We start from the raw sequence: 18657 nt of genomic DNA on the forward strand, positions 1-18657 counted from the left end.
GTTATTTGCGGTATAATTTTTCATGCACCACGGTGGTATCCGCGATGTAATCATGAATCCCTTGTTTTGTAGGTGAAAAAGCAACAACGATATATAAAATCCAAATCTTATCAATATACCGTCCAACCACTTCACGAAAAATCACTGTACTCCATGTCAGCTTGCAATCTTGCTTCACAGAAACCACTTTGAGGCCGAACACCATTTTACCCAGCGTCTGCCTAAAGTATTTTGTCATTAGTGCGAAATAGGCAAGATAAACAATAAGCGTTGTCACACTGTAGGCCGAGAAGGTAAACATGCCGGATGATTTCGGCAGATCCATTACGGTAAAGAGGGGAGAAACGAGTAAATGGTTTAATCCCCATACCACGAGCCAATCAAGCAGGAAAGCCCAGAAACGAACCCAAAAGCCAGCATAGGCATGTGTCAGCTGCTCCGCTTCTTGCGGGCCTTTGATGTCATTGCGCTCTAACTCTTCATATGTCGCGTCCATTATTGTTCCCTCCTACTTCGCATAGAGATACATCATTCTCGGCGAACCGGATTGCGAAAGCATTTCTCTCATATTTAAAAAATCAATTTCACTTTTAAACATTTTGTTTGCGCCCATGGAAAACAATGAGCCTAATCCGAAGCTTTCCTCATAAGAAATGACAGAAGCGTTTTTCAAATCCTTGTGATCCTTTTTCATCGCCGAAATAGTGTCATCATAAAAACCAAGCTCATCAACGAGATTCAGTTTTTTCGCCTGACGCCCGTCATACACGCGGCCGTCAGCAATTTTCTTTACCTCTGCTTTCGACATGCCGCGGCCTTTTGAAATAACATCAACAAAGCCCTCATACGAATTATCAACCATCGATTGCATGATGTTTTTTTCTTCTTTCGTCATCTCACGGGAAGGAGACATAATGTCCTTATGAGCCCCGCTCTTAATTGTTTCAAAAGAAATGCCGAGCTTATCGGCAAGCTTTGAATAATTGACGCTTTCCATAATGACGCCGAGTGACCCGGTCAGGGTTTCCGGTGTCGCAAAAATCTTATCAGCCGCCGTTGAGATGTAATAGCCGCCGGATGCCGCCATCGATCCCATCGACACATAAATCGGTTTTTTTGTTTCTTTCTTGATTTCTTCCAGCTTCTTATGTATTTCAGCACTTTCATATACTCCGCCGCCCGGAGAATTCACCTTCAGAACGATACCTTTGACCGTCTTGTCATCTTTTGCGCGCTCAAGGTTTTTTAAGAACGTTCTGTGGTTATATCCGTCTGCACCAAGCAGACTGCTTGAATCCCCATTATCCTGGATGGTGCCGCTGACCTCTAATACGGCAATTTTACTTGAGAGACTGCCGTTTTCCAGTGTCTTTTCCTGCGATTCATCCGTCAATGATGTAAGATCCGTTTGAGCGCCTTTGACGCTTTCAAAGAAACTCATAGAGATGCTGACGATAATAGACACGCCGAAAATCCCCAGAGCTATCACTAATGCGATCCATCTTTTTGCATTCATTTTTTCTCCTCCTTTTTCCCAAACTCTCTCATTATACGATTCAATATGAAAAATGTTTCACTTCATGAGAAAGCTCCGGCTTAACGGGCTGCCGGCAAACGTGGTACACTTATGGCCAAAGGTATTTTATCACAAATACTGGATGGCAGAAAAACTTAAATATGACAGCAAAGGGGAAATGGGATATGACCGAACAACGCCGTAATGTTTATTTTTTTCACAAACAGGACCAGGAAACAAACGAACAAGCCCGCTCGTTAACACAATTGGCTGAAGAGCATGGATTTACCGTTGTGAACCAGCACTCAGATGCCAATATTATTGCCAGCATTGGCGGGGACGGCACATTTTTGCAGGCAGTCAGAAAGACGAATTTTCGCGACGACTGCTTGTACGTCGGCATTACCAAAAAGGGGAAAGCTCATTTATATTGCGACTTTCATAGTGATGAGCGAGAAAAAATGGTCGATGCCATGACGTTTGAACAAATTGAAGTCAGAAAATATCCGCTGATTGAAGTGACAGTGGATCATGCCAGTCCTTTTCACTGCTTAAACGAGGTATCCATCCGTTCAAGTATCATTAAAACCTTTGTGATGGACGTGCTGATTGACGATCTGCACTTTGAAACGTTTAGAGGTGACGGGATGATTATCTCAACGCCTACAGGCAGCACCGCCTATAACAAGTCTGTTGCAGGAGCGGTTGTTGATCCGCTGCTTCCATGCATGCAGGTATCAGAGCTTGCATCCCTTAACAATAACACCTACCGGACACTCGGCTCGCCATTTGTCCTCAGCTCTGACCGAAAGCTGACCCTTCGTGTGGTGCAAGACGGCAACGAACACCCAATCATCGGCTTGGACAATGAAGCACTCAGCACGAGAAATGTGAAAACGATCGAAATCAAACTGTCTAATAAGAAAATCAAAACAGTCAAACTAAAGGACAATTCATTTTGGGAAAAAGTGAAGCGTACTTTTTTATAGAAAATAAAAGGACAGGCAGCAGCCTGTCCTTTTATGATTTCTCATATACAATCTGACCGTTGATCACGGTTTTTTTAATATCTAAAAGATGAAGCTGTGCGGGGTCAATGGCAAACGGATCACCACTGAGAACGGTAAAATCCGCGTCATAGCCTTCCGCAATTTTCCCGCGTGACTTCTCTTTATAAATGATTCCGGCGCTTCCTTCTGTATAAAGCTTTATCGCTTCATATACAGATAAACATTCACTTTCATTATAGCTTGGCCCGTTATGCTCATGACTGCTCTTGCGAAGCACCGCGGACTGGATCCCAAGAAGCGGGTCAACAGGCTCAATCGGAGCGTCTGAACCGCCCGCGCATAAAATGCCTTTAGACATTAAGGTTTTCCAGGCAAATGCAGTCTTCATCCGGTCTTTTCCGAGACGGTCAATGACCCACGGAAAATCGCTTGCAACGAAATGCGGCTGAAGATCAAGCGCGATCGGCATGTTTGCTGCTCTCTCGATTAATTCGCTATCAAGCACTTGAGCATGAATAAGCCGGTCATGCCGACCGTTTTGGGGCGGATGCTTTTCTATTGCGTTGAGCACTTTTTCAAAAGCAAGATCGCCGATTGCATGAACAGCAACCTCCATCCCTTTTTCTCTCGCTTTGCGAATGAGCCGGCCAAGGGTTTCGTCATCATGAACCTGAACCCCCTGAGTTGATGGATCATCCTGATATGGTTCTTTCAATAAAGCCGTTCTCCCGCCAAGCGCCCCGTCCGCAAAGATTTTCATCGCTCCAAACTCCACATACGGGCCGGACGGCTTCTCCAGCTCCTCCCATCGGTCGACAGCCTCATGATGAACGAGCAGATGGCAGCGGAACGGATACTTTCCGCTAGCGGCAACTTTCTCATAAGCTTTCATCGGCACCGAAACATCGCCATAATAGGACAAGTCTTCCGAATGTCCGCCAGTCAGGCCTTTTGTCCAGCAGTCCTCTATTGCAGCCGTTAATGCCTCATCAACGTAGTGCTGGGAGACCGGCGGGACAGCCTTCAGAATCAAATCCTGCGCCTTATCAAAAAGAAGGCCCGTCGGCTCTCCATTTGCATCTTTTACGATGACGCCGCCGTCAGGATCAGGAGTGTTTCTTGAAATTCCCGCCGCTAGAAGAGCCGCAGAATTAACGGCTATTGCATGCCGGCATACTCGCTTGAGCAAGACGGGCCTGTCTGGAAACAGGCGGTCTAGATCATGCTTATTTAAATAGTCCGGTGTCTCAAACTGATTTTCATTCCAGCCCTCTCCAATGAGCCACTCGTCTTCAGGAAGCTGCCGCTCTCTTTCCTTTGCAGCCTGTACAATCGCTTCTTTAGACGTCAGTGCGGACAGATCAAGCTGAAGCTGTTTTTCGCCGTGGCCGATCAAATGTAGATGGCTGTCAACAAAACCGGGGAACATCACTGCTCCATTCAGGCTGATTTCTTCTGTTTCCGGGGAGCTGTACTTTTCCTTCAGATGTTCATAGCTGCCGGTGCCTTTTATGACACCATCCTCAACATAAACTGCCTCTGTCCGATCGCCTTCTTCGAGCATCGTATAAATGAAACCGCCGTGCCATATCGCCTTCATTCACGTTCACTCTCTTTCTTTACGCCTTTTTATTGGCTTTGAGCTGTTCTTCACGTTTTCTTAATTCCACTCGTCTGATTTTTGCAGAAGCCGTTTTCGGCAGGCTTTCCACAAATTCAATTTCTCTTGGGTATTTGTATGGAGCGGTAATCGTCTTCACATGATTCTGCAGTATTTTGACAAGCTCATCACTTCGTTTTTCATGATTTTGCAGGACAACGTATGCCTTAACGATGGAGCCTCTGATTTCATCAGGGCTTGCGACAACAGCACACTCTTTTACTTCAGGGTGCTTAACAAGCGCGTCTTCCACCTCGAATGGCCCGATCGTGTAGCCGGAGCTGATAATGATATCGTCATTTCGGCTTTCAAACCAGAAGTAACCTTCCTCATCTTTTCTCGCTCTGTCTCCCGTTAGGAAATAATCGCCGCGAATTTGTGTTTTCATTCTTTCCGGATCTTTAAAATATTCCTTAAAGAGCGCAGGCGTGCTGAGGTGAACAGCGATATCGCCAACCTCACCAGGTTTGCAGACTTCACCGTCTTCATTAATGATTTCCACCTGATTTCCCGGTGTTGGTTTTCCCATGCTTCCCGGTTTAATAGCCGTATCTTTCAAAACACCGACTAAAAGCGTGCTTTCTGTTTGGCCGTATCCGTCCCGTACCTTAATGCCGAAATGCTTTTGGAAAACATCAATGACTTCACGGTTGAGCGGCTCACCTGCTGAAACAGCGCTGTGAAGGGCAGAAAGATCAAAGCGGTCCAAGCCTTCGACCTTCGCCATTAAGCGGTATTCTGTCGGCGTACAGCAGAAAACATTGATTTTGTAGCGGTTTAAAAGCTCTAAATATTTTTCTGCTTTGAATCTGCCATGATACACAAAACCCGTTGCTCCGCTGCCTAACACCGCTAAAAATGGACTCCACACCCACTTTTGCCAGCCAGGGGCAGCAGTCGCCCAGACGATATCCTTTTCAGAAATATCAAGCCAAGCGCCGGCAGAAGTTTTTAAATGAGCAAATGCCCATCCGTGTGTATGTACAACACCTTTCGGCTGACCTGTTGTCCCGGAAGTATAAGATAAGAAAGCCATATCATCTCTTGTTGTGTCAGCTGTTTTAAATTGGCTTCCGTCCGCTTCAATTGATAAGAGATTTTTCCAGCCGGCATCATTCTCACCAATAGACAGTGTAATCAGTTTGTCAGCCGTACTGACATCACGGAAAGCGCCGATAAATTCGGAATAGACAATGGCGCCTTTTACCTCTGCATGTTCAATTCGGTATTCAAGATCCTTCGCACGAAGCATTTCAGAGCACGGAATGACAACCATTCCAGATTTCAGGATAGCCAAATAAACTGCATAGGCTTCTAGCACCCGCGGAACCATTACAATCAGCTTGTCTCCCTTTTTAAAGCCAAGATCAGCTAAGACCGCTCCGATTTTATTTGTTTCTTCCATCAGCTTTTCATACGACCATGATTCTTGCTTGCCCGACTCGTCCTCCCATAGAAGAGCGGTTTTTTGTCCAGCGGCACTGAACTTTTCCATTTCATTCACTAAATTATATTGCATAGGGGCAATTAAATCTTCACGTTTTAACACGAACAACTCCTCACTTTCTCCACCCATTATACATAAATACAGGCTCTTTCCGTAAGGATATGCCTAAAAACAACCTCTGTAAACATAGATTTTATAGGCCGCTGGTCCTTTTTTATATGTAAAAAATGAAAAGGAGTGGGGATTCCCCCACTCCAAAGCCATTATGTGAAATTGTAAATTAGAATTGTCCTCCGCCCATGTTTTGTTGAGCAAAAGATACAAGACGTTTTGTGATCTCTCCTCCAACAGAACCGTTAGCGCGAGAAGTTGTGTCTGCTCCAAGGTTTACACCGAATTCAGAAGCGATTTCTAATTTCATTTGGTCGATCGCTTGAGCAGCTCCTGGTACTAAAAGGTTGTTGCTGTTACCTGAGTTATTGTTAGCCATGTGTCTCACCTCCTTGTGAGTATAGAATGTGTTAAAACACATGGCTTCATTCACAAAAACTTTGGTAATTGTATACAGGAGCTAGAAATGGCTTTAAAAGAGTTCAGCGAATTTATCGTTAGCCTCTTGTTCGCTATACAGGGTCATTGTCTCAATGTTATCAACCGCTTCTTGAATATACGGCTCGAAATCAACAAAGCTTTCAAAGTGTTCAATTTTCTCTTTTTTTGGGCGTGTTTTCGGGCTTGGCGGCGTAAAGATCGTGCAGCAATCTTCAAACGGCTGAATGCTTGTCTCATAAGTGCCGATTTCCCGTGATTTTTCGATGATTTCTGTTTTATCCATGGCGATTAACGGGCGCAAAATCGGTGTTGACGTCACCGCATTAATCGCATACATGCTTTCAAGCGTTTGGCTCGCTACCTGACCGAGGCTTTCTCCCGTAATGATGGCAAGCCCGTTTCTCTTTTCTCTGATTCTGTCGGCGATCTGGAGCATAAGGCGGCGGGTTGCCGTCATCGTGTAATTTTCAGGAATTTGTTTTTGGATGAGCTCTTGCGTTTTTGTAAATGGAACGATATGAAGCGTCATGCTTCCCCCAAAACGGGACAGGCATTTTGCCAAATCCATTACCTTTTGCTTTGCGCGCTCACTCGTGTATGGCGGGCTGAAGAAATGAACAGCTTCTACCGACAGCCCCCGTTTCATTGCATAAAAACCGGCCACAGGACTGTCAAAACCGCCGGAAAGCATGAGCATCGCTTTTCCTGCTGAACCAACCGGCAGCCCGCCTGCACCTTTTTCATCACGAATTGTCAAAAATGTTGCTTCTTCCCTGATTTCGATTCTGAGCGGGATGTCTGGGTTGCGGACATCGACCGTCAAGCCTTCTGTATTTCGCAAAATATGACCGCCGATTTCAGCGTTCATCTGGTTTGTATCTAATTCAAATTGTTTATACGCTCTCTTTGTCGCAACTTTAAACGTATCACCTGGTTTATACTGATCCTTGATAGCCTGCAAAGCAGTTGCCTTAATATCATCAAGGCGGCTGTCACACTTAATCGCCAGGCTGAAGCTTTGAATCCCAAACACCTGCTTTAAATGAGGAAAAAGAGCCTCAGGGTCCTCACCATTTAATGTAATCGTCATGCGATCCCTATTGGAAAAGTATTTCAAATTCGGATAGTCTTTCAAAACGAGTCTCACGTTTTGTTTTAAGCGCTCAATAAAGCTTTTTCTGTTTTTGCCTTTGGTCGAAATTTCCCCAAAACGAATTAATATATGATCGTAATTCATGTTCTACCTCATCATTTCCCTTAATTTTTTGATGCCAGGACGAAGCGCGTTTATAAACGGTTCTGCCACATCGCTAGTCTGGCTGTAATTTAAACTGATTCTGATGCTGCTTCCGGCAATCTGCTCTCCTTTGCCCATCTCTAAGAGAACCTTGCTGGGCTTATGTTCTTTTGCTGAGCAAGCAGACGTTGTGGAGACGAATATATCCTGTTCTTCAAGCATGTGTAAAAGCACTTCTGCTTTCATCCCCGGAACAGAGAAATTAATAATGTGCGGTGCGCTATTCATTTGAGGCGTGTTGATAACGACGCCCTCAATTTCACTCAGCCTTTTCATAAACAATTCCTTTGCGGCAGTCATCGTGTCAAGCCGTGCAGCAAAATCAGCAGCGGCAAGATTAATGGCCTTGGCAAGCGAAACCGCACCCGCAGTATGTTCCGTTCCGGCCCGTATGCCTTTTTGCTGAGAGCCTCCCGTTATGAGCGGAATAAGGCGTGTTCCTTCTTTTACAATAAGTGCGCCTGTCCCCTTTAGACCGTGAAATTTATGCCCTGATATTGAACATAGATCAATACCGGCCTTTTCAATTGCCAAGGGCACTTTATAGATGCCCTGCACATAATCAACGTGAAACAAAATGTTCGAGTGCTCTTTCAGCACTTCTCCTGCCTCTTCAATCGGCTGCACGGAACCGACTTCATTGTTCACATGCATCATGCTGACTAGGACGGTATCGGGACGGATGGCTTTTTTTAGTTCTTCAATAGAAACAAATCCGTCTTCATTCACTGAAAGATAAGTAACATCAAACCCGAACAACTCTTTCAACTGTTCTAACGATTCCGTAACGGATGGATGTTCAATAGAAGTGGTAATGATATGTTTGCCTGTTTTTATTTTTGACAAAGCGGCTCCTTTTAAAGCTGCATTATTGGCTTCTGTGGCGCCTGACGTAAATACAATATCATATTTTTTTAGGCCTAAGGACCTTTTGATTTGATTTTTGGCTGCCTGAAGCAGCTGTTCCGTTTCGGCTCCATATCGGTGCAAAGATGAAGGATTGCCAAAATATCGGCTGCTTGTCTGTTCATACACGTTCAAGACTTCATCATAAGGCTTCGTTGTTGAACTATTGTCTAAATATAACATCATTTTACTCCTTTAATATGAAAGCGATACAAAACTAATTTTATATGTTACCATAACAAATTACTGCTGAAAAAGTAAATAAAATTACTATTGACTTCTTCATGCATTCACCTATAATTAGATTTGTTACTTTCGTCATATTATCTGACAATTAATTGACAGAATATTCTACCATAGTAAAATTAGGAGGACTTATACATTATGAAATCATCACTATCAGCCAAGGAAACGATCGCGATTGGGCTTATGCTCTTTGCACTGTTCTTTGGTGCAGGAAATATGATATTTCCGCCGGAACTTGGACAAGCAGCCGGGGAAAATGTTTGGAAAGCGATGGCTGGCTTTCTCGTGACGGGTGTCGGTTTGCCGCTTTTAGGTGTTGTAGCTGTCGCTTTAACAGGGACGGATGCCAAAGGCCTTGCTGATAAAGCACATCCAGTCTTCGGAACAATTTTTACTGTCGTTCTTTATTTAACAATCGGACCGCTGTTCGCGATTCCGCGGACAGGCACAGTCTCTTATGAGATTGCCGCTGTACCGTTTGTAAGCGGGATACCTTCTTGGGTCGCGCTGCTTGTTTTCACATTTATTTTTTTCGCTATTACGTACTATCTGGCTTTAAATCCTACAAAGCTTGTTGACCGTATTGGAAAAGTTTTAACACCTATTTTGCTTGCTGTTATTGCTATATTAGTCATCAAAAGCATCGTAACGCCGATGGGGGACATTCGGTCACCGCTTGAAGCGTATGCTTCCGGATCATTGTTTAAAGGATTTTTAGAAGGCTATAAAACAATGGATGCACTTGCTTCTATTGTGTTCGGAATTGTCGTTGTCAATGCTGTTAAGGACAGAGGCATCACCAGCCGTAAATCAGTTGCTTCTGTATGTATTAAAGCGGGACTTGTTGCAGCAGCGGGACTCGGTCTAGTTTACGTTTCACTCGCCTATTTAGGAGCAACAAGTACAGATTCTGTAGGACTCCTCGGTTCAGGAAGCAAAATTTTATCTGAATCTTCACAGCACCTGTTCGGATCATTAGGAAATATCATTTTAGGCGTCGCTATCCTATTCGCGTGCTTGACTACAAGCATTGGCCTTGTCTCTTCATGCGGAAATTATTTCTCAAAGCTGATTCCTTCTTTATCTTATAAAGCCGTTGTAACGATTGTCACTGTGTTCAGCTTTATTATTTCTAACTTTGGGCTGTCAAATATCATTTTGTTCTCAGTTCCTATTTTATCAGCTATTTATCCGTTAGCAATTGTTATCATTCTGCTTTCATTTATTGAAAAATCATTTAAAGGCAGACGTGAAGTATATATTCTTTGTTTGATCGCAACTGGTATTTTTAGCATTATCGATGGCCTGAATGCCGCAAGCATTCCTCTCGGTTCTTTAAATAAAGTTCTCAGTCAATCGCTGCCGCTTTACAGCTTAGGATTTGGCTGGGTCCTACCTGCAATCATTGGAGGCGTTGCCGGTTATCTGATTTCTCTTGTTACAGGTTCGAATAAAAAACCAGCTAATATCAACTAGCGAAAACCAAAAAGCCTTATTGGATACACATCCAATAAGGCTTTTTTATATTCTGAATACATATAAAAGGCCGAGCATGTATGCGCCGGCCTTTTATATACTCTTTATTGGTATTGATGCTCTTTTGTCTTTTGCGATTCTATTTTTCGGACAGCACCCGGTGCGGCTTTTTCAACTGCGGCTGCTGCTATTTCATACGCTTCACTGTAATCATATTCGTAAAAACGTCTTTCCGCTTCTTTCAGCTGTTCAGATAAAATATGATTCTGGCTTCTGAACCGGTTTCCGAACTGAATGATTTTTTCAATGAGGATGACCTGCTCGACAAGTTCTTCTGATTCCCGGCTTGCCCTGTTGACGATATCTTCTGCTTGCTTCAAATGGGCTCCGGCTTCTTCCATATTTAATGGAAGTTCGTTTAGTTGATTGACTGTCTCTTGAATGTGATGATGCGCGTTCTCCAGCATCTCTTGAATATGGCCCGGAATGCCTGGAATGTTGCTAGTCTTCAGCAGTCTTGCTGTCTCAGAAATTGTTTTTTTCAAATTGCTGAGCGTCTCCCTCGCCTGAAGCTCTTCTTTTCTGAGCGCTTGCAGATTTTCACGATACTCGGCATGCTCTTTTTTCACTTCTTCAAGCTGCTTCTCTATTGAAGTAACTTCATCTACTAAAAGTGAGTAGGCGACATGCTCTGCATCGAGCTTATCTTTAACAGATGATAGCAGCTTGCCAATTTCATCAAGGCGCTTTTCAAAAGCCTGCTGTTTGCCGAGCTCGCCGGCTGTCAGCCTGTAGCTTTCCTTCACCAGCTCAGTTTCCGCCCTCGTATGCTCTTTCTCTTCTTTAAGCTTGTCATAAGCAATAATCAATTCAGGCATTTTGCTTAGTACAGATTGACCGGCTTCAACTTCGCCCTCCAGCTGCTGATAAACAGATTGAATATTTTCATCAATAAGCTGCAGAATTGCGGACGCTTCATCAATATCCAGCTCAGTCATCAGGACATGCTCCGCCCGTTTTAACTGATTTGACAGATTTTCTAATTCCTTATCAAGCTGGATATGTTCAAGCTTGTACCCTTTTTCTTTCATCTCGGCATAGCCGTCCTTAAGCTTTGCAATCTGGCCTGGCACCGTCTGCTTACAATCAGCTAACAGCTTCGGCACGTCATCTATGTATGACTGAAGCCGATCAAGATTGCGGTCCTGCTCAAGCAATACTTTTCGTGCAGTAATATAGTTTCCGCCTTCTGTTTCTTCTTCAAATTGTTTGATGCCGCTCCAAATTTCGTCCAGATCCTTTTCAAGACTGTCATAAAGGTCCCCGTAAAGGTGGCTGTATGCCAGCAGGTTTTTTCGAGATTTCGAATAGCGCTCCCTCACCTGTTCAATCTCTTCACGGCTCTTTCCCTCACTTGTGACAAGGTCGCTGATTTCCCGAAGAATCTTTTCAATGCTTGATTCCGCCGCTGTCAGCAAGTCGTCGATATGAACGAGCACTTGATTGGCCTTTTTAAACCGGTATTTGTCTGCATTTTCCTCGGCATCATAAAGGAGCTCTTCAACTTTCGGCATGTGGGCTGTGACAATCTCATCCCATTCTTCACGCCACTTCTCAAAGAACTCTTCTGTCTGACCCGTCATTTTTAAATGTTTAATTTTGGACATTTCTTCCACGATCGACCGATTCAGAATTTCAATCTTCCACGATTCCAGCCGGTCGATTTCGGCGTAGATTTTTTTCCTGAAAAAGTAGCCTGCCGCAAACAGCGCAAGCAGTACAATTAATAATCCAATGACAAACTCCATAATGAGCCCCCTTGCTGTTTACCTTAATCTGTCAGGGTGTTTTATTTATTCAGAAAGATTTCAGGATATGTATTGAGAAAAACTGTCGTTTTCATTGTTATTATGATACCATGTAACAAACATTTTTTGACCAGAAATCAAAAACTTTTTGTGCAAAATCGGCAGGATTTGACTATTTTTTCATGGGGTGACATCAATGCAAAAGCGAGACGGACATATTCACACACCATTTTGCCCTCACGGCTCCAATGACACACTCAGACAATATGCAGAAGAAGCCTTAAAAAAAGGGTTCGAATCGATTACTTTTACCGAACACGCCCCATTGCCGCCCTCTTTCACCGATCCCACCCCGCTGAAGGACAGCGCGATGGCGCAAGCTTCTTTGGAACGCTATATTCATGAAATTTCCGGATTAAAAAAAGAATATGGCGGACAGCTTTCTATCCGGACGGGGCTTGAAGTCGATTATATTGCTGGATTTGAAGATGAAATTACATTATTCCTGGATACATACGGGCCATATTTAGATGACAGCATCTTATCCGTTCATTTTTTGCGCACAGGCTCTTCCTATCTGTGCCTTGATTATGACGAGCATACCTTTAAAGAGCTGATTTCAGCCTGCGGAAGCATTGAAGCTGTATATGAACAATATTACCGGAGTATCTATTCTTCCATTGTAGCATCACTCGGCGTCTATAAGCCAAAAAGAGTCGGTCACATCACACTCGTCCAAAAATTCATCAAGCTGTTTCCGTATAGCATGTCAGAGCATATTCGCGGTATCGTTTCTGAGTGTCTGGATGCCATTGAAAAAAACGGAATGGAGCTCGACTTCAATACTTCCGGCTTAAGAAAAATGTACGCTGGCGGTATTTATATCGAGGATTGGATGCTGAATGAAGCGAAGCAAAAGAAGATCCCGCTTGTGTTTGGGTCTGATGCCCATCAAGCGGGAGATGTCGGATATGCGTATGAGGCGTTTTTGGAACGATGCTAATTGGTGAGCGCCACGTCTCCTGTCCGGAAGACGCTTTTGATCCAAATCTTGATCTCTTCAAAATACATTTTATAAAAATATGGCTCGTGCGGCTGCATGTAGAGCACTTCTGAAATATATTGAGGCTGGAGATAGGGCATCATCAAGAGAGATTTTAATTGAAGAATAAAATGAGGCAGCGGCAGTGTTAAATGTTCACGCTGTTTTTCTCCTTCCTCAATGATCAGCTGGAAGATATACTTTTCCTTCATTAAATATGTCGACATAATTTCCCTGATTAACGTGGAGTCAATTGTGACTTCCCGGTAGACAAAACGAGTTAATTGACGATGATTATGCTGATAGGATAAAATATCGAAAACCAATTGGAGAAGCTGTTCCTGCGTGCTTTGAGAAGAGATATTGCTTGCCGCTGTTTCAAGCGTTTTGCTGTAGCCTTCGTAAAACTCTGAAACTAAGTGTTCCATCAAGCCTCCTTTGCCTTTAAAATAGTAGGAGATGTGCGCAACATTTACATCAGCTGACTTTGCGATTTCACGGACAGACGTGCCAGAAAATCCTTTTTGGTTAAAAAGCATGACAGCAGATTCAATAATTTTGTCTTTGGTGCTTACTTTCATACGGCTCACTCCTTCCTCTTGATATTATTCAAGCAGGAAGCCGCTGTTCCTGTAAGAACTTATCGACAAATGCCGGCAGAAAAGCCGGAACTTTGTTTTATATTATAGAAAAAGTGAGGGTTTTCCATGTTCCATGTCGAAAAACAATCTGGAGATAAAGAAAAAGACTATCAGCTTCTGCTAAAACAGCTCGAAGCCATGACCGAAGACGAAACAGATCCAATAGCTAACTATGCAAATGCCTCAGCATTGCTGTATCATTCGCTCCCTGAGGTCAACTGGGCTGGTTTCTATTTTGCCAAAGAAGAGGATGGACAGCTTGTGTTAGGTCCATTCCAAGGCCTTCCGGCATGTGTTCGGATTCCTTTCGGCAGAGGGGTTTGCGGCACAGCGTACGCAAACGGAAAAGTGGAGCGTGTGGAGGATGTAAACGCGTTTCCGGGACATATCGCCTGCGATGCAGCGTCTCAATCAGAAATTGTGCTTCCGATTCGTGTAGACGGAAAAATGGTCGGCGTCTTAGACATCGACAGTCCAGTGAAAAACCGTTTCGACGAAATTGATGAAAAATACTTAACTCAATTTGCCGAAAAGCTAGAAAAAGCGTTAGCGCAGTAATATAAAAGCCCAAAACTGACATCGTTTTGGGCTTTTTTCATTTTATTGAATTATGAATCATCAAGCGGTTTTTCCCGCTCCGTTTCGCGCTATAGAGCGCTTCATCAGCCTCATGCACAAGCTCTTTCAGAGACTTTCTTGTTTCTGTCGTCCAGCATGAGATACCGCAGGAAATGGTTACCTTGGGTTTCGTATTTTTTCTGACCGCATAAACCAGCCGCTCGGTAATCCGTTTCCCCACCGCAACCGGCACATTGGGCAAATAAACCGCAAGCTCCTCGCCTCCCCAGCGGGCACCGACATCATGCTTTCGGATGTTGCTTTTAATCACTGAAGCAACTTGAATTAAAATCTCGTCCCCAGTCTGATGGCCGTACGTATCATTTACATTCTTGAAATTATCAATATCAACTAGAATAAAAACACCCTTTTGGTGGATTTTCATGCTGTATTGAATTTTTTCATCTAAATACGCCCGTGAATACAGTTCAGTCAGCTGATCTGTTTTTACGAGATGCTCCAAACGGTCGCGAAGCATTGAATTGGTTACAGCCAGTGTCGCGTGATGAATCAGCGCCTGAAACAGCTTGTACATTTCAAATGTAAAAGCATACAGCTCCTGTTTCAATAAAACCGCAAAGCCTAAAAGACGGTCGTTTTGAATCATCGGAGCAGCCATCAGCGAGCCGTACCCCGCCTGCCCAAAAACAGACTGGCCATTCCCGATGAAAACCCCTTTTTCACCTTCATACAGCTTTTCTTTCAGCTCATTATAAAAGTCTGATGGCTTCGCTTCTTTAAAAAATGCTGTGCTTCCTGGGAGCAATGCTAGATTTTCAAAATGGTCGATATGAAAAAATCCCACTTCTTCTGCCTGAAACGATTCTGCCATTCTCACAGCCAGATCATTCATTGTATCAGTCAGTGTCAGCCGCTGATTCAAGCGGCGTGATGTTTCATTGATCAATTCCAAATTTGCGATGCTTGCTTTTGATTGTTCGTAGAGCTGGGCATTTTCAAACGCTTTTCCCGCCGCGTTTGCTAACAGCGACATTTCATCAAGGCAGGAATCAGTAAGAAAGCTGTCGCCCGTTCCCTCAGCTTTCAAAACCCCATATGTGCCCTGCTGTCCTTTGATCGGAATATAGGCGGCCGATTCATTTTTCCGCAAAATATCCCCGGACAAATACACTTTGAGCGCAAAGGAATCGGATTTTTCCCCTTCCATATACAGCTCTTTTGCAGGAACCCCTAAACATTGGTCTTGATCGTGCGATATAAATAAAGAAAACTCAAAAAGAGAAAATGTGCTGGTCAAGCTTTCTAAAAGCTGCTTCAGCACATCTGTCTGATCAAGCAGTGAATGGAACAGCTCTGTCATTTTGTATATTTTTTTTTGGTAGATCGTTTTGTTATAGAGTCTTTCTTGTTTCATCGACTGGTTTAAAAATGAAGCAACTACATCCGGAAGCCCTTCAGGAATCTCTTCATCCTGCCTGCATGCAAGATGGAAACGCCTGCCTGAGCCGTCCTCTATCAGATAACATGAAGCGTTTATTTTTGAAACGGAAAAACGGGCTTCACCATCTGCCAGTTTTGTCACAAAGTCTGATGATGACGGTGTAAGCGAAACACAAAGGGTTGAAAAATAGGTTTGAATAGCCGAAGTCAGCCATATGAAAGAGTCGGTGAATGTGACTTTTTCCGATTTGGTTAATAAAAAATCGAGCATATGATAATGAAAGGCGGATAATTGATCTTTAGTTTGTTCTACCATGTTTTTATCACCTAAAAGTTTACCACTAATTTTTGTTTATTATATCATAAACGGTGAAGCAATAATGGAGGAATGGTTGACTTCAAAACAAATAAATTATATAATGACCTTTGTGTGAAATATTGCAGCCTTTTTGTTCAGCTTCTATGTTTTCATTTTGTTCCTTATCCATAAGGTGTATCGTGTAACTCTCTGCTGCTGGAGCGAGGATACATGAAAACAAAATGTGCATGGTCGAATAGAGCAGACGGTTTTTATTTTCCACAAAAATAAAACCAAAGGAGGAGTCACATTATGGCTCGCTATACAGGTCCATCTTGGAAACTGTCCCGCCGTCTAGGAATCTCTCTTAGCGGTACAGGAAAAGAATTAGAAAAACGCCCTTACGCTCCAGGTCCACACGGCCCAGGACAACGTAAAAAATTATCAGAATACGGTTTGCAATTGCAAGAAAAGCAAAAGCTTCGTCACATGTACGGTGTAAACGAACGCCAATTCCGCACTTTGTTTGACAAAGCTGGCAAACTAGCTGGTAAACACGGTGAAAACTTCATGGTTCTTTTAGATTCTCGTCTTGATAACGTTGTGTACAAGCTAGGTTTAGCACGTACTCGCCGTCAAGCTCGCCAATTGGTTAACCACGGTCACATTCTTGTAGACGGAAGCCGCGTTGACATCCCGTCTTACCAAGTAAAGCCTGGTCAAACAATCGGTGTTCGCGAAAAATCAAGAAACCTTTCTATCATCAAAGAATCTGTTGAAGTGAACAACTTCGTTCCTGAATACCTTACTTTCGACGCTGAAAAGCTTGAAGGTACTTTCACTCGTCTTCCTGAGCGTTCTGAACTTGCTCCGGAAATTAACGAAGCGCTTATCGTTGAGTTCTACTCTCGTTAATCGTTTTAAAAACCCCTGCCGCTATGCGGTTGGGGTTTTTTTATCGTCTGTTTCGTCTTTCGCCTCTTGCTGGCCAACACTATCTTGCGCCTGCCGCTCCCAATAATCCCGCTGTATCCGTTCTTTAGCAATCGTGCACATGAGATTCACGCTTTAGCGCTCCTTTCTTTTAAAAGGTGATGTGGTTGATCGTGTTTGCCCTATCTAATATACTCTTTTCCTTTCATTCCTATGCGGTAAACAAAAAGATCCTTTGCCTTCAGTGGCAAAGGATCTTTTTCTTATTTATATGTCACAAGGAAGTATTTTTTCTTCCCGCGGCGCAGAACAGTAAATTGATTTTCGATACGGTCTTCAGCCGATAGGGTATAATTTATTTCTGTCTGGCGTTCGCCGTTAATGTAAACAGCTCCGTTTTGGATGTCTTCACGCGCTTGACGTTTAGAAGGAGATAATTTAGATTGCACCAACACATCTACAAGTGAAAGCTCTTGGCTGCTGTCAACTTCCATAGAAGGAACATCTTTAAAGCCTACCTTTACGTCTTGAGCGGAAAGCTCTTTAATATTGCCGCTGAACAGCGCTTGGGAGATGTTGATGGCTTGCTCCAGCGCCTCGCGTCCGTGAACAAGCGATGTCACTTCTTCTGCCAGGCGTTTTTGCGCTTCACGTTTTTCCGGCGCTGTTTCTGTTTTTTCAGCGTATGCTTCAATTTCCTCTTTTGATAGGAACGTAAAGTATTTCAAGTATTTGATAACATCACGGTCATCTGTGTTGATCCAGAATTGATAGAATTCATATGGTGATGTTTTTTCCTTATCAAGCCAGATCGCGCCGCCTTCCGTTTTTCCGAACTTCGTGCCGTCTGCTTTTGTGACAAGCGGAATCGTAAGGCCGAACGCTTTTGCTCCTTCTTCTTCTGATTTTCTGATCAGTTCAAGACCCGCTGTGATGTTGCCCCACTGATCGCTACCGCCGATTTGCAGTTTACAGTTTTTGTCTCTGTAAAGATTTAAGAAATCATAAGATTGAAGAATCATGTAGCTGAATTCCGTGTACGAGATGCCGGATTCGATTCTTGAGCTGACCGTGTCTTTTGCCAGCATGTAATTGATGCCGAAATTTTTACCGACATCACGAAGGAAATCGATCACATTCATTTTGCCGATCCAGTCAAAGTTGTTTGCGATGACAGCTGGGTTTTCTGCTGCGTCAAAATCTAGAAATCTGGACAGCTGGTTTTTGATTTTTTGGGACCATTCGGAAACGATGTCAGCAGTGTTTAAAGTACGCTCTGCTTTTTTTCCGCTTGGATCACCGATGAGGCCCGTAGCGCCGCCAACAAGTGCAATCGGATGATGCCCTGCAAGCTGAAAACGGCGAAGTGTTAAAATAGGCAGCAAGTGTCCGATATGCAAGCTGTCTGCTGTCGGATCAAAACCTGAGTACAAGCGGATCTTTTCTTCACTCAGCTGTTTATTTAATCCTTCTTCATCTGTCATTTGCTGAATCAATCCGCGGAAGGATAAATCTTCAAGTAAGTTTGTCATAAGATAAAGCTCCTTTTTTGATTAAAATAAAAAACGCCCCTTCGTTTACACGAAGGGACGATTGATTATCGCGGTACCACCCTACTAATAAGAGAATGCAAAACATTCGTCTTATCACTTTGCCTGATAACGGATCAGGTCCGTTCTTTCACTACTGAAAGCCTGGCCGGCTTTGTTTGCAAAAGCGGTTCATGAGTGTATTCGATATATCCGTCTGTGCTGATTTTCACCGGCCATCAGCTCTCTGGAACGTAAGGATATTCTACTTGTCTCA

Annotated in this window: 17 protein-coding genes and 1 other annotated feature (1 of these 18 running past the window's edge); of the genes, 5 read left to right on the forward strand and 12 right to left on the reverse strand. The window is 43.5% G+C overall.

Going from position 1 to position 18657, the window contains the following annotated elements; translation table 11 throughout:
• Position 1: 1 nt before the first annotated feature.
• On the reverse strand, positions 2-496 hold the full coding sequence (locus CDO84_RS13950; RefSeq protein ID WP_014664983.1) for an RDD family protein: 495 nt from the start codon (positions 494-496) through the stop codon (positions 2-4).
• Between the two features lie 12 nt (positions 497-508).
• A complete protein-coding gene (gene sppA / locus CDO84_RS13955; RefSeq protein WP_014664984.1) occupies positions 509-1516 on the reverse strand; it encodes a signal peptide peptidase SppA in 1008 nt (335 codons plus the stop codon).
• A gap of 185 nt (positions 1517-1701) precedes the next feature.
• Here sppA and CDO84_RS13960 point away from each other — a divergent pair, with 185 nt between their 5' ends.
• Positions 1702-2505, forward strand: coding sequence for an NAD kinase (locus CDO84_RS13960; RefSeq protein ID WP_040082141.1), 804 nt, complete (start codon positions 1702-1704; stop codon positions 2503-2505).
• 31 nt (positions 2506-2536) lie between these two features.
• On the opposite strand, the gene CDO84_RS13965 is transcribed toward CDO84_RS13960, so the two are convergent.
• The 5 genes from CDO84_RS13965 to CDO84_RS13985 form a co-directional block, all read right to left on the reverse strand.
• Positions 2537-4126, reverse strand: coding sequence for an amidohydrolase (locus tag CDO84_RS13965; protein WP_040082139.1), 1590 nt, complete (start codon positions 4124-4126; stop codon positions 2537-2539).
• Positions 4127-4145: 19 nt separating this feature from the next.
• Positions 4146-5735: an acyl-CoA synthetase MbcS gene (mbcS, locus tag CDO84_RS13970; protein ID WP_014664988.1), complete on the reverse strand. Its 1590-nt coding sequence runs from the start codon at positions 5733-5735 to the stop codon at positions 4146-4148.
• A gap of 178 nt (positions 5736-5913) precedes the next feature.
• Positions 5914-6123, reverse strand: a complete 210-nt coding sequence (gene sspA / locus CDO84_RS13975; RefSeq protein WP_003223491.1) for an alpha type acid-soluble spore protein SspA — start codon at positions 6121-6123, stop codon at positions 5914-5916.
• A 93-nt stretch (positions 6124-6216) separates the two neighbouring features.
• Positions 6217-7422, reverse strand: a complete 1206-nt coding sequence (gene thiI, locus CDO84_RS13980) for a tRNA uracil 4-sulfurtransferase ThiI (RefSeq protein ID WP_014664989.1) — start codon at positions 7420-7422, stop codon at positions 6217-6219.
• A gap of 3 nt (positions 7423-7425) precedes the next feature.
• Positions 7426-8571, reverse strand: coding sequence for a cysteine desulfurase family protein (locus CDO84_RS13985; RefSeq protein WP_040082136.1), 1146 nt, complete (start codon positions 8569-8571; stop codon positions 7426-7428).
• 201 nt (positions 8572-8772) lie between these two features.
• On the opposite strand from CDO84_RS13985, the gene brnQ reads away from it, so the two are divergent.
• On the forward strand, positions 8773-10110 hold the full coding sequence (brnQ, locus tag CDO84_RS13990; protein WP_040082135.1) for a branched-chain amino acid transport system II carrier protein: 1338 nt from the start codon (positions 8773-8775) through the stop codon (positions 10108-10110).
• A 104-nt stretch (positions 10111-10214) separates the two neighbouring features.
• Here the strand turns inward: brnQ and ezrA are convergent, their stop codons facing one another.
• Complete coding sequence (gene ezrA / locus CDO84_RS13995) at positions 10215-11918, reverse strand: septation ring formation regulator EzrA (protein ID WP_040082134.1); 1704 nt, start codon at positions 11916-11918, stop codon at positions 10215-10217.
• A gap of 196 nt (positions 11919-12114) precedes the next feature.
• On the opposite strand from ezrA, the gene hisJ reads away from it, so the two are divergent.
• Entirely contained in the window at positions 12115-12921 is an 807-nt protein-coding gene (hisJ, locus tag CDO84_RS14000; RefSeq protein ID WP_040082132.1) for a histidinol-phosphatase HisJ, read from the forward strand.
• Here the strand turns inward: hisJ and refZ are convergent.
• Entirely contained in the window at positions 12918-13541 is a 624-nt protein-coding gene (refZ, locus tag CDO84_RS14005) for a transcriptional regulator RefZ (RefSeq protein ID WP_040082131.1), read from the reverse strand. The two genes, hisJ and refZ, sit on opposite strands and share 4 nt — an antisense overlap.
• Positions 13542-13667: 126 nt before the next feature.
• On the opposite strand from refZ, the gene CDO84_RS14010 reads away from it, so the two are divergent.
• Entirely contained in the window at positions 13668-14159 is a 492-nt protein-coding gene (locus tag CDO84_RS14010; RefSeq protein WP_014664995.1) for a GAF domain-containing protein, read from the forward strand.
• 37 nt (positions 14160-14196) lie between these two features.
• Here the strand turns inward: CDO84_RS14010 and CDO84_RS14015 are convergent, their stop codons facing one another.
• The gene (locus CDO84_RS14015) at positions 14197-15936 is read right to left on the reverse strand and encodes a diguanylate cyclase domain-containing protein (protein ID WP_040082129.1); all 1740 of its coding nucleotides are present in this window, start codon (positions 15934-15936) and stop codon (positions 14197-14199) included.
• A gap of 294 nt (positions 15937-16230) precedes the next feature.
• On the opposite strand from CDO84_RS14015, the gene rpsD reads away from it, so the two are divergent.
• Positions 16231-16833 (forward strand): 30S ribosomal protein S4, encoded by a 603-nt coding sequence (rpsD, locus tag CDO84_RS14025; RefSeq protein WP_014664997.1) that lies wholly within the window; start codon positions 16231-16233, stop codon positions 16831-16833.
• A 21-nt stretch (positions 16834-16854) separates the two neighbouring features.
• Here rpsD and sr7p read toward each other — a convergent pair whose 3' ends face one another.
• Together sr7p and tyrS are read right to left on the reverse strand one after the other, a co-directional pair.
• On the reverse strand, positions 16855-16983 hold the full coding sequence (gene sr7p / locus CDO84_RS21845) for a small protein SR7P (RefSeq protein ID WP_041521401.1): 129 nt from the start codon (positions 16981-16983) through the stop codon (positions 16855-16857).
• 131 nt (positions 16984-17114) lie between these two features.
• The gene (tyrS, locus tag CDO84_RS14030) at positions 17115-18383 is read right to left on the reverse strand and encodes a tyrosine--tRNA ligase (protein WP_040082128.1); all 1269 of its coding nucleotides are present in this window, start codon (positions 18381-18383) and stop codon (positions 17115-17117) included.
• A gap of 50 nt (positions 18384-18433) precedes the next feature.
• Positions 18434-18657, reverse strand: a binding site (T-box leader); it runs 14 nt beyond the window's last position.

This window comes from Bacillus sp. MD-5 (assembly GCF_002201875.1).
In the GTDB taxonomy this organism is placed as follows: Bacteria; Bacillota; Bacilli; order Bacillales; family Bacillaceae; genus Bacillus; species Bacillus stercoris.